The organism is Enterococcus avium, from assembly GCF_002891025.1.
GTDB lineage: Bacteria > Bacillota > Bacilli > Lactobacillales > Enterococcaceae > Enterococcus_A > Enterococcus_A avium.
In genome coordinates this window covers 444,378-456,586 of record NZ_NBSL01000003.1, presented here as the reverse complement: position 1 = coordinate 456,586, position 12,209 = coordinate 444,378, and the positions used below count along the sequence as shown (strand labels likewise).

Sequence of the window (12,209 nt, the reverse complement as noted above, 5' to 3'; positions counted from 1 at the left end):
TGACCGCTTCAATCGTTTCAATATCTCTGATTTTTCAGAAAAAACCGATTGTACTTTTATTCACATGAATAGTCAGCCTAGTCGCGTTATTCTAGCTTAGAAGACTCGGATAATTTGTCTGGTGTTTTCTTTTCCTGCATCAAAGCCTTAAATAAACAAACGGCACATAATAGCATGATCACTGTTAATGGTAATGCCGCTACGATTGAGCATGTCTGCAAAGCATCCAAACCGCCGGTCATCAATAAAACCAAAGCTAATAAAGCTTGAATGACTCCCCATAAGATTTTTTTATCATTGCCGGGATTCAAATCACCCTCTGACGAAAACATCGACAAAACAAAAATCCCCGAATTGGCAGATGTGATGAAAAAAGTACACAAAAGACAGATAGCAATGATTGAAAAAATCATTCCTAATGGATATTCAGCAAGAACCACAAACAGTGCTGTTTCCGTCACTTCCTTTGCCTTATTGATAATTCCGATATCAAGATTCAATCCTAAACTGCCAAAGATCGAGAACCAAATAAAGGAAACCATCGATGGGGCAATGATTACTCCTAAGACAAACTCCTTAATCGTTCTTCCTTTGGAGATTCTAGCGATAAAGGTTCCTACAAATGGCCCCCAAGCGATCCACCACGACCAATAAAAAATTGTCCATGAACCGAGCCACGAGTTGTCTCCAAATGGATTGATTGAAAAACTTTCTGATACGATGTTATTGATATATCCCCCAAATGAATTAGTGAAAATGTTCAATGACATGATTTTCGGACCCACCAGAAAAGCTCCTAGAAGCAGCGCGATTGCCAAATAAAGATTAATATCTGATAATAGTTTGATCCCTTTATCAATTCCGCTGACTGCAGTCCATGTATAAATAATGGTTAAGCCCACAATAATAATAATCTGAACCAGACGTGTTGTTGGAATATCAAACAAATAATTCAGACCTGAATTAATCTGTAAGGTTCCTTGACCAAGTGAGGTGGCGATTCCGGCAACTGTTGCGAAAACCGCACAAATATCAATTAGTTTTCCAATCGGTCCTCGTACACCTTCCTCGCCTAAAATCGGTAAGAAAATACTGCTGATCAATCCAGGTGTTTTTTTCCTGAATTGGAAGTAAGCCAGCGCCATTCCAATAATCGAATAAGCCGCCCATGGATGAAAGCCCCAATGTAAAAAAGATTTCTGCATAGCTATATCCGCTGCTTTTTCTGTTCCGCCAAACGTAGCAAAATGATTCAGCGGCTCTGCCACTCCCCAAAAAACCAACCCAATCCCCATTCCAGCTCCAAACAACATTGCAAACCAAGATTTATTACTATATTCAGGAACAGAATCGTCTGGGCCCAATTTTATTTTACCAAAACGACTGAAAGCAATAAGTAACGAGAAAACGACAAATACAAACATAGCAATTAAATAAAACCAACCAAATGTATCTACTAAAAAAGCTTTCGTGCTATTCATCGCCTGTGCGAATGGACCTGGCGCAATTAACCCAATCACTACAATAATAGCCGTAATTAAAAGAGAAACATAAAATACTATATTTTTTTTCATCTGAACGTCTCCTCTTCAAAGTTTTTTGTTGGACGAGCCGTCGTTAAACAGCTCGTCAATTCTGCAATTAAACTTTTACTTCAAAGAGTCGAGGTTCTTCAATATCAGTGGTTAACGCATCTAGCGCAACTCCCACACGATGGTAACGGAGTTTGTGTTGAACTTCCTTCGGTGTGGCAGGATCGCCTAATGGATATGGAATCGAAATCGTTGGTACAATTCGGTTTACACCTACTGTACGAGCCACTGGAATCAGGTTCGCCATTTGAACAATCGTAATTCCTGCTTTTTCAATTTCTCTGGTCATCGTTGCCCCGCAACGAGTACAGGTGCCTCAGGTGGATGTCAGTATAACGGCCTTAACCCCATCATCGACCAATTCCTGCGCAATTTCTTGTCCCATCCGAGTCGCTTCTGCTTGCGTCGTTCCGGTACCTACAGTTGCATAGAAGTACGGATACACTCCGCCGATTTTTCCTTCTTTCGCATATTCTTTCATTACATCTAACGGCAGAACAACGTTCGGATCATCGTTGGCGGCAGCTGGGTCAAACCCCGCGTGAATTGTCATAAACTCACCTTTTTTCAGCTCATCCATTTCTTCAATATTATATTTGCCCCATTTGGTTGCTGAAGCAGATTGAATTCTATCTGGATTGCCAACTGGAACGATTCCGCCAGATGTCACTAAGGCAACTTTTATTTTAGCTAACTCTTCTGGTGGAATAGCTGGCGCGATCGGTGCTCGTTCTGATTTAGGAATGATCAATTCAGATTGATACTCTTCTCCATTGACTTTTTTCAATAGCATATCAATAACACGGTCGGTTGCTGGTACTGGTGGGTCCAACCAAATTTGATCACGTATTCCCCGACCGAAATAGCACTCTTCAACTGCTGAGTTCAATTTTTCTCCATATAATAAACGCAAGGCAAAAGCGGACATTTTCGCAACATCTTTACGCATCGCTGCTGCACTTGCTCCACCTTCAAAAATGTACATTTCCTTACGGTACATCTCCACACCTGGATTTTCTTCATTCATCGAGGTGATTGCTGGAACACCAAATTTCTTCTGAACAGCCGAACAGATATGGCCACAAGCTGCACCGTATCGCCCTGCTCGAAATGCTGGTCCGGCAAAGAAAATATCAAATTCTTTATCATCTAAAAAGCCAAGAATTCTTTTAATTGCTTCGTCGGTTTTTGATCCCATAAAATTGTCGCCACAGATGATCGTATGCGTGATTTCAACTTCATCTTTTAAAGCTTTGGCATAAGCCATGCCTGGGCCAACAATTCCCTCTCTAATTTCCGGCTCATGACCAGCGAATTCTTCGCCGCCAATCTGTCCGAAAAACTGATTGATATATAAAATCGCTTTCATAATTTCCCTCCTAATTCTGTCTATCTTGAATTCTTTTGGAAAAACGCTTCAATTTAATTCTTCAGTTCATTTCAAAGTACCAAATGACAAATTTAGAATTCAACCATAGTCTTCGTTGACCAGCCAACCACCTGATCTCCGCAGAACATTGCGTTGTTCTCCATAATAATCGACCCATCTGGTTTTACCGAAGCACCCAAAATTTCATCATTTGACCAGCCGCCAGAAAGGCCATCTCTAGCTAACGCTTCTAATTCTCCTAATACAGTCTTCATTGGTGGAAGTTCAATCAACGTTGACACGTTTCCTGCTGAAACGATCGCATCACATTTTTCGTCCATTGATACAAGTGGCTGGCTGGCGCCATCGCGCCCTGTGCATTCATTAGTCAAACCAACCGTTTTAATCCCTGCATCCTCTAAAGCTACATAACAAGCGGTAAAGTCAGCATCCGGATTACCATACCCTTCTTCTGCTACCACAGCACTATCAGCACCTAAGCTTTTTGCCATTTGCGCAACAAATAGGGCCGCACGTTCTTTTTGCTCCAAGGCGACGTTTAGATTCGACATAATGATTCCTAGGAAATTGATTGTTTTTCCATGTTCTTCATATAACCGTTTTATCATTGGGAAGTTTTGAAAATCATAGGTCGACCATTTTGATGAACACGGCATAAAGGAGCCCGAAATCATCGCACCATCCAGCACTTCATTCGGATGCATAAAAGTCGGAAGCATCAAATTGCAGTCCCAACCGTAATTTAAGTCATTATAGCCTGAGTCTTCCATTTGTGATTGCGGCTGTAAGACAAAGACCACACTTGGTAATTTGTTGACAGCTTCACTGCGTTTGGTAATCGGTTCTAGTTCATAGGTTTCCACCTCATCTGATTTTAAGCCTTTGGTGACTGCTCCGATATACTCAGCTAAACGCATGCCTGCCCAGCGTAGTGCATGATTTTTCTTTTGCTGTTCATGCCATTCGAATTCTTCATCCGTGTCAGCCACTAATACAACATTTTTAAGTTGAGAATAATAGGTATATTTCGCCCCTTCTCCACTCATGTCAATCAGTCCATCTTGGAACCCTCCCCAGTGTTGTCCGACAACTAAGACACTCATGTCCTTTAACGCATGAGTCACCCCGTCACCAGCTTGCATCAATTTCCCAGTAACGCCAGGAAAAACTGGTCCGTCTCCAACACGATAACGAGGCTCAATCGCTTCTTTTACCGGGACCAATCGAACTTCATCCCCGGGTTTAACGATGTGTAGTTCTGCTTTTGTGATGTGTTCGTCTTCAAAAACGACATCTAATGCTTCTTTTTTATTGATCGTCAAGATCCCATCGGCATATGCTGTCTTTTCACCGAATTGAATATCCACGACATGAAAATTTGCGATATCTAATTTCATTTACTTGCTCCTTTCTAAAATCAATGCATCTCATCTAAATGCTCTTTATAGAGTAAAACTTGATATTTTTACGTTAAACATATACAAGCGACAACTTAGCTTCCTATATAGCCGCCATCAGCCAAACAAGCCTTCGCTTCAGACAAGCGTTTGTCCGCAATCATTACAACTGGACCGGTACACCCCATACCACTCTCAGCGTATATTCCTTGTTTCCATAAATGATGAACAGCATTCTCTAAATCTAAGATTTCTACTCCATGAATCTCTTCAGTTACAATTTCTTTATCTGGTTGAGTAACTTCTTCTTGTACTACTTCTTTTTGCGGTTGAATTTCTTTTAGCAAAGTATCTAAAGACGCCTGCCTCAATTTGGCAAATTCCGCTTCTTGAACTTGCTGGAAGTTTCCACGAACAAGTTCATCTGCGAATTCTATCGCCCCGCTCACAACTGGCGCACCGGAAGCACGAGAGACGATCATAATCAGCTTGTCCATTCCTTCTCCCACACCGGGGCCATAACCAAACCCTAATGACTCATAATTTCCGCCTGTACTATAGGAAGAAAAGATTTTCTGCAAAATATTCCCCGTTAAAGAATCCATCACCATGACATCACAAGTCCCTGCAAGGACATCATTCCCCCGCATCACCGCTCCGCCATCACTGCGATTCGAAGTTGCAAAATGGATCGGATAGCCATTTTCCGCCAATCTTTTTAATGTAATCTCTGCTTGACGCGCGCCATCAATGTTCAATAACCCAATGGTCGGTTCTGCGATTCCACAAGCTTTTGCTGTGATGATGCCATATAAGGCATTCCGTACCAATGCCTCTACTCGTGTCAGTGCAGAGGTACCCGTTGTTGTTGCTAGATACATGTGCTTTCCTTTGGCGGGAGTGAGCACTCGACCAACAGTAGAAACACCGATCGGAAACGGATAGTGCATCGTCACACCAGCATCCGCAACACCTTCGTTCAATAGCTCCTCTAATTTCTTATGGCCTTCCTCCGCATCTGAAACTAAGAAACTTTCAATCCCAGAATAGTCGATTTTCTGTGTGCCAATAACTTTTACCGAAATTCCTTTGTTAGCAGCCATTTTTGCCGCTTCGATCAGCTCTGCTTCGTCATGCTCGCTTCCTAAGGCAGTTAAGGCCACTGTTGAGGAAACCCCTCGGCCAGTTTCCAACGTGTTCGCAAGTCCTTGAAATACATCCGCGATTATTTGTTTGGTTTCTTTTTCAGCCATAGGATCACTCCTCTAGCTTTCCAGCAAGATGACTTGCGAAGTCACGAAGAGCTTCCGCAATTAATTGCTTGATTTGATCTTCAGAAACAGTTTCCTCCTGTTTGCCGCTATTTTTTTGCAACACAAATGAAATGCCATCAAATAAGTTCGTCATTCGTCCTAAGAATAGACTGCCTTTTCCGACAAACATTGCTCGATTGACCTTACCAGCCATAATATCGTTTCGCCCGAAGCCAAGATAGGGGATACCAGATGGAATATGTCCTTGAGTCGGCGTCCATCCCACCATTCCATGCTGCTTCACGAAATTAGCTAATTCGGATTTTTCGATCTGCTTTTTCATTACTGCTAGAGCACCAATCATTTTATAATTTGCTTCAGGCACATTTCCTGCTCCCGCTGGTTTAGTGATATCAGAATTTTGCATCTCAACAGAATATTTATCGATATCTGTCAGCTTCAATCCAGCTTTTTCCAACGGGATGCTGGTCAGTGAAGAGATCACCTTTTGCGGTGATGCCCCTGTGCCGACCGTATGCCGCCCAACAATATCGATATTCAATTCTGGACTGACACCATCATTTTCAGAGATTAAGACTGCAAAGCTTGCAACACAATCCTCTAAAATTGGTAGCCCTTTATTTAAATGATCTTTTCCGTTCATGCCTAGCTTCGCTGTTGAACCGCCTGCGGTAACGATTACATTTTTGAAGACGCCCGATTTCACTAATGAAGCGGCTTGAATCAATGCGTGGGTCGGGCCAGCACAAAAACCGCGAACATCGCTGCCAGTTGCATTCTCCAACCCAGCCATTTCCGCTGCTGCCTTCGCAAAGTTCCCACCGCCGCGTTGATTCATATCTCCGCAGGCTTCTTCTGAACATTCGAGCACATATTCAATTTCATTTTTGGCGATGCCTGTTTGCTGAAGCAAATGTAAGATCGCAATCGTACAGGATGCTTTCGAAACCAGGTTTTCAAAAATGACATGAGCAAACAAGGTATCATCTAAATTATGAGCGGCTTTTACACAGCCTACGACATCGCCTTTAAAATAAATTGGTTCTGCCTGTTCATTTTCGATGAAACCTGAAATCTCTTCCGAGGATACTTCCTCTGAAAGCTTTGCTAAAATTTTCTCATCCAATAATGGATGTTGATCTAATTTTTCTTTTACTGTTTTACTAAAATCATCCTTCAATTTGACCAAGTCAAACACATCGACATATTTCATCATACCGATGAACTCATCTTCAGGCATGATCTCACCAAAAGTACCCTGGCGTTTGTTCTCAGCTTTTTTATCGTACCAAGGGGTCTCGATAGCTTCGAGTTCTTCTGGTGTCATGTTTCCAATATAGACTTGGTTCGGTGGATAAGCGACACAAGTTTCGTAATCGCGTAGATGGTTACTTATTTCTTTCAAGTATTCTGAATCAGGATCAATTTTTCTTTGAAGTGTTTGAGTAGTGCCGTTGTAGACTACCATATCTGGGGTATGTGCAAGAAAATAGCTCGACCCTTTCAATACGCTATACATAGAAACATCCTTTCTTTTCAAAATTGTGGGATGATGCTGAACAAGTTCCAGTCCAGCATCATCAAAAAAACTGCACTTTGAACTTATTCACTTACTTGACTTCGAATTGAAGTCATTTCGTCGACGATATCGTCAATGTCTAGTACCATTTCCATCATGCCAACTTGTTCCTCATACAGCTCAGAGTCGATCGCTTCTTTCATTTCTGGTTCCACGATATGATATACGTCAAGTCCTAACTGGACTCCCGCTAATGGACCGGCATACGTAGGGTCGCCTAAAGTTACAGTTTCGGCAGCTAAACCAGCAGCTTCACCTTCCGCCGCGCCAAGAACAACAACAATATTCTCAGCACCGAATTCCTCTGTAAATTCTTTTACCCTCTTTTGATTTTCCAGATCCATTGCGCCCGCGGCCGTTCAGACAAAGCATTCTGTAGATGAGAATACTACATCTGCGCCTAGTGGTTTCACACATTCTTCAATGGCTTGACCAGGAACGCCGTCTCTGTCGCCGAGGATAATAACTTTTTTGTCTTTCAGCAACATAATGATTCCTCCTTATTTTTTTATTTAAACGGCTTTACCCGTTAAATATATTTTTTGATCATTGCTTCAACATTTTCTGGCGTTGCGTCATCTTTCACTAATTCCTCGACTTTTTCACCGTCTTGATAAATTGCAATGACTGGTATTCCAAGGATTTTTTGTCCGATTGCTACTCTTCTAGCTTTTGCAGTATCTAATTTTGCAAAAGGAATCTTTCCGCTATATTTATCTGCAAACTCTTCGATACTTGGCATCAGAGCTTGACAGGGTTCGCAGGTTTCTGAAAAGAAATCAACTAGCATTGTTCCTTCACTTTGTAAAACTTCCTCTTCAAAGTTTTTCTTATTTAAAACTTTCATCGTTTCACTACTCCTTATTCAGATTAATGTATTCATTTTTCTCAAAGAAAAATGAATTTGTTTTTCATACCGTATGTCATTCTGTTAATCTTGCTAAAGCAAGAAACAGAACTGAAATCCTTATTCAGTTTAATGTACTTATTTTTTTCTACCTTGAATTTACACTTCAAGTAAAATGCTAATGATGCAGATACTTTTCGACTGCGACAGCTGCTGTACAGCCATCACCGCTGGCGGTAACAACTTGACGCACATTTTTCACTCGAACATCTCCTGCTGCGTATACACCAGGAATACTCGTCGCCATTTTCTCATCGGTTTTAATGTATCCGCTTTCCATTTCTAAGACATTTTCAAAAATTTTCGACTGCGGTAAGTAGCCGATAAAACTGAAAACACCAATCAATCCGTCTTCTTCGTCAGCTTCGAAACGTGTTGCTTCATTTGTTTCGGTATTACGGATCGTTATCGCTTCAACAATGCCATCACCCTCAAGTCTTTCTACTACAGAATTGTAGATAAAATGGACCTTTTCATTTGCCATTATTTGCTCGATTGCGATAGCATCTGCCGTCAACTCTGGTAAATTCTGGATGATTGTCACTTTTCGAGCAAAGGTCGATAAGAACATTGCTTCCTCAACAGCTGAATTTCCGCCGCCAATCACAAAAACCTCCATGTCTTCAAAAAAGGCCGCATCGCACGTCGCGCAATAGGATAGTCCCTTCCCCATGAATTCTTTTTCGTTCTCGCAACCAATTGGGCGCGGAAAGGCTCCAGAAGCAATAATAACCGAACGACTTTGATACTCTTCTTTTTTCCCTTTAATGACCTTTACATCGTTGGATAAATCAACTTCTGTGATCGTATCTGCGGCCCGTTCGACACCGAATGAGGCTACTTGTTCAGTCATTCGCTGAATCAACGAACGTCCCGATTCCTTCTCAAGACTTCCTGGATAATTTTCAATCTCGGAAGTCAGTATAATTTGCCCCCCATCCTTCCCTTTTTCAATTAGTAATGTTTTTAGTCTCGCACGTCCGGCATAAATGGCTGCTGACAAGCCAGCTGGTCCTGCACCGATGATGATTACGTCATACACTTGCATATCTATCCTTCATCCCTTTCTTTATAAAATACGATGATTAACCACCGTGATTTTCTTAAATAAATTTTTTATGCTTTCTTTTTACTTTTTGTAAACAAGATGCTAAAAGTAGATGAACCAACAAAATTGTGATTTATTGAACATTTATATCTTAGATGCTCTTTTATAGTTAAAAGGATATAGATAAATTCGCTTTTAGTCGATTGTCGACAAACGACTAACTTTCTCAACCACATTCTACCAACATTTACAAGATGATGCAATCCATTTTCAACTCATTTTTTTCGTTATTTATTTTATAAAATAATATTACAGTTGTTCTTTTATGAATCTTAAGATTTCTGTTTTTATCATTTTGTTATCCTTTATAAAACCATTTAGTTATCTATTTCACTTTATAAATATTCCATTCCAAAATTTTTCAATTTGCTATTACAGGTTTAAGACTATGGAATAGTCCATCTGCTTTTTACTATTTATTATTTTCCTGTTCTCTTATATGCAATCAAACGTTTTTTATTAATTGCCCGCAATTTTAAGCTTTAGAAAATTATAAGCAACAAAAAACCAGAGAAATATTTTCTCTGGCATAAAAGTAGTCTTTATTAAGCTTGCCTATCCGAAGGCTTGCTCCGTCCGTGAGATGATCTCATCCTGCAGGGCTTTTTCTAAATTATTGAAGTAATCACTATACCCCGCTACTCGAACAATTAGATTTTCATAATCTTTCGGATGTTTTTGCGCTTTTATCAATGTTTCACGATCAATAACGTTGAACTGAATATGATGGCCGTCTAATGCAAAATAACTGCGAACTAACGAAGCCATATTAGTGATCCCCGCTTCTCCTGCTACCACACTAGGTGTAAATTTCTGATTAAGCAGAGCCCCACCAGTTTTCGTTTGATCAATTTTCGATGCGGACTTAATAACCGCAGTTGGACCGTTGCGATCAGCGCCTTTTTCTGGAGAAATTCCATCTGGTAATGGAATTCCTTTATGCCGTCCGTTTGGCGATGCCTCCATGACTTGACCAAAGTAAACGTGGCACGTTGTCGGTAAAAATTCCACGACCGTTTTTGAGCCTTTCGGAGTTGGACGACCTGCAATTACCTCTTGTAGAGAATCAGCAACATCACGTAATAAAGTATCCGCGTATTCGTCATCATTTCCATATTTAGGCGTTTCATTATAGACACGATCAAAGATTTCGTCATAGTTTTCAAAGTCTGCTTCACAAGCATCTAATAAATCCTGCATCGACATCGTTTTTTCTTCAAAGACGTTATGCTTAATTGCGGCTAATGAATCAGTAATCGTTGCGATACCAACACATTGGATATAGCTAGTATTATAACGAGCGCCACCCGCATTGTAATCTTTACCAACTTTGATACAATCATCAGACATCACAGAAAGCAGCGGTACCGGCATAAATTCCATATACATCCGTTCAATCATGTTATTACCCGCAACTTTCACATCAACTACGTATTGCAGCTCTTTATGGAAAGCGTCAAAAACTTCTTCATAGGTTTTCATTTTAGTGAAGTCGCCTACATCGATTCCCACCTGTTTATCGGTGTAATGATCGTAGCCCCGGTTCATAGCAAGTTCAAATACTTTCGGGATATTCAGATAACCAGTTAGCACATAGGCTTCTTTTCCGGCTACACCAACTTCAACACAGCCAGAACAAATGCCGCTTTCTCTAGCATCGTCGACAGATTTTCCTAGATAGCTTAATTCGGCTAAAATCGCTTCAGAATTATACATTGCTGGTTGTCCCCAGCCTTTACGGGAAACTTTCAAAGCTTCACGCAGGAATTTTTCAGGGGATTTACGAGAAATTTGTACGTTTGAGCTTGGCTGCAGCAGCTTCATTTCATCCATAACTTCCAGAATCAAATAGCTAACATCACTGACCCCGCTTGTTCCATCTAGACGTAATGCTCCCGTATTTAAATTACAGAAATCCGTATAGGTTGCACTTTCTTTTAAAGTAATCCCAACCTTTGGCGGTGCAGGCTGGTTATTGAATTGAATCCAAAGATTTTCCAAAAGCTCCCGCGCTTTTTCACGTGTTAAGCGGCCTTCCTCGATATCCTTTTCATAGAAAGGCTCTAAATGCTGATCTAATTTACCTGGAGAATAGGCATCCCAGTTATTCATTTCTACCGTTACACCAATATGAGTGAACCAATACATTTGAATCGCTTGGCGGAAGGTTTGCGGCGCATGCTCTGGAACCACATCACAGACTTCAGCTAGATCCAATAGTTCTTGTTTCCACTGAGGATCTGTTTCCGTTTCAGCCAAATCACGACATTGCTGTGCATAGCGTTTCCCGAAAATAATCATGCCTTCGCAAACTAGCTTCATGCCTTCTAGTTCTTCCCGTTTATTTAAAGCCTCCATGTCATTGTTGTAATCCAAGTTGTCGATTTCTTGTTGGATATCTGCCTTGAAATCGGCAAAACCTTTTTGGTACATTTTTCCATCAGCTACTGTATGACCAGGACCGCGCTGCATTAAAAATTCGGTATACAACCCTGCGTCAAATAATAAATGCCATTCCTCTGGCAGCAATCGATTCATTCGTGTCATCATGGCACGGTCATGCCAGTAAGGAATAATAACCTCTTCCTGGATACGACGATCTTCCTCACTCACACGGAAGAAAACTTTCTCACGATTGTTCATATTGTCAAAATCTTCTAAAGTATGACAGCACAATTCAGGAAATGTCGGTGCAGCCCACGGTTTATCCCCTTTTTCGCCTAAAACTAGAGAACCTTTTTCAATATAATTGGTGCGATTTTCCATAATGTACTTGAACGCCTTTCCTCGTAAAACAGGCGCAGAAACCTTGCCCTCCCATTTTTTGTAGGCTTCCGTCAAAAGGACTGCTCGTTCCATTGAAATACTTGGTGTACATTCCTTATCACTGATTTCCCTTAATCGTTTGATTCGTTCTGTACTACCTCTTCTTGTTGGTTCTAGTGTTAATTCCGCCATTGAT

9 protein-coding genes are annotated in these 12,209 nt (G+C 40.9%); all 9 read right to left on the bottom strand.

What is annotated here, in order from left to right; translation table 11 throughout:
* Positions 1–86: 86 nt before the first annotated feature.
* On the bottom strand, positions 87–1,574 hold the full coding sequence (locus AUF14_RS17900; protein WP_102866357.1) for a glycine betaine uptake BCCT transporter: 1,488 nt from the start codon (positions 1,572–1,574) through the stop codon (positions 87–89).
* Between the two features lie 67 nt (positions 1,575–1,641).
* Positions 1,642–2,961, bottom strand: a complete 1,320-nt coding sequence (gene grdH / locus AUF14_RS17895; protein WP_102866356.1) for a betaine reductase selenoprotein B — start codon at positions 2,959–2,961, stop codon at positions 1,642–1,644.
* 92 nt (positions 2,962–3,053) lie between these two features.
* Positions 3,054–4,379: a glycine/sarcosine/betaine reductase component B subunit gene (locus AUF14_RS17890; protein ID WP_102866355.1), complete on the bottom strand. Its 1,326-nt coding sequence runs from the start codon at positions 4,377–4,379 to the stop codon at positions 3,054–3,056.
* Between the two features lie 95 nt (positions 4,380–4,474).
* Entirely contained in the window at positions 4,475–5,632 is a 1,158-nt protein-coding gene (gene grdD / locus AUF14_RS17885) for a glycine/sarcosine/betaine reductase complex component C subunit alpha (protein WP_102866354.1), read from the bottom strand.
* A gap of 4 nt (positions 5,633–5,636) precedes the next feature.
* Entirely contained in the window at positions 5,637–7,172 is a 1,536-nt protein-coding gene (grdC, locus tag AUF14_RS17880) for a glycine/sarcosine/betaine reductase complex component C subunit beta (RefSeq protein ID WP_102866353.1), read from the bottom strand.
* A gap of 83 nt (positions 7,173–7,255) precedes the next feature.
* On the bottom strand, positions 7,256–7,720 hold the full coding sequence (grdA, locus tag AUF14_RS17875) for a glycine/sarcosine/betaine reductase complex selenoprotein A (protein ID WP_102866352.1): 465 nt from the start codon (positions 7,718–7,720) through the stop codon (positions 7,256–7,258).
* 41 nt (positions 7,721–7,761) lie between these two features.
* Positions 7,762–8,079, bottom strand: a complete 318-nt coding sequence (trxA, locus tag AUF14_RS17870; protein WP_048718598.1) for a thioredoxin TrxA — start codon at positions 8,077–8,079, stop codon at positions 7,762–7,764.
* 178 nt (positions 8,080–8,257) lie between these two features.
* Positions 8,258–9,187 carry a thioredoxin-disulfide reductase gene (trxB, locus tag AUF14_RS17865; protein ID WP_102866351.1) on the bottom strand — a complete coding sequence of 310 codons (930 nt, stop codon included), beginning with the start codon at positions 9,185–9,187 and terminating at the stop codon, positions 8,258–8,260.
* A 615-nt stretch (positions 9,188–9,802) separates the two neighbouring features.
* Positions 9,803–12,205: a trans-4-hydroxy-L-proline dehydratase gene (gene hypD, locus AUF14_RS17860; protein ID WP_102866350.1), complete on the bottom strand. Its 2,403-nt coding sequence runs from the start codon at positions 12,203–12,205 to the stop codon at positions 9,803–9,805.
* Positions 12,206–12,209: the final 4 nt, after the last annotated feature.

Excerpts from the sequence above, each read along its gene's own strand:
- trxB (WP_102866351.1), bottom strand. The coding sequence starts at position 9,187 with ATGCAAGTGTATGACGTAATCATCATCGGTGCAGGACCAGCTGGCTTG.
- AUF14_RS17890 (WP_102866355.1), bottom strand. The coding sequence starts at position 4,379 with ATGAAATTAGATATCGCAAATTTTCATGTCGTGGATATTCAATTCGGT.
- trxA (WP_048718598.1), bottom strand. The coding sequence starts at position 8,079 with ATGAAAGTTTTAAATAAGAAAAACTTTGAAGAGGAAGTTTTACAAAGT.
- hypD (WP_102866350.1), bottom strand. The coding sequence starts at position 12,205 with ATGGCGGAATTAACACTAGAACCAACAAGAAGAGGTAGTACAGAACGA.
- grdC (WP_102866353.1), bottom strand. The coding sequence starts at position 7,172 with ATGTATAGCGTATTGAAAGGGTCGAGCTATTTTCTTGCACATACCCCA.
- grdD (WP_102866354.1), bottom strand. The coding sequence starts at position 5,632 with ATGGCTGAAAAAGAAACCAAACAAATAATCGCGGATGTATTTCAAGGA.
- AUF14_RS17900 (WP_102866357.1), bottom strand. The coding sequence starts at position 1,574 with ATGAAAAAAAATATAGTATTTTATGTTTCTCTTTTAATTACGGCTATT.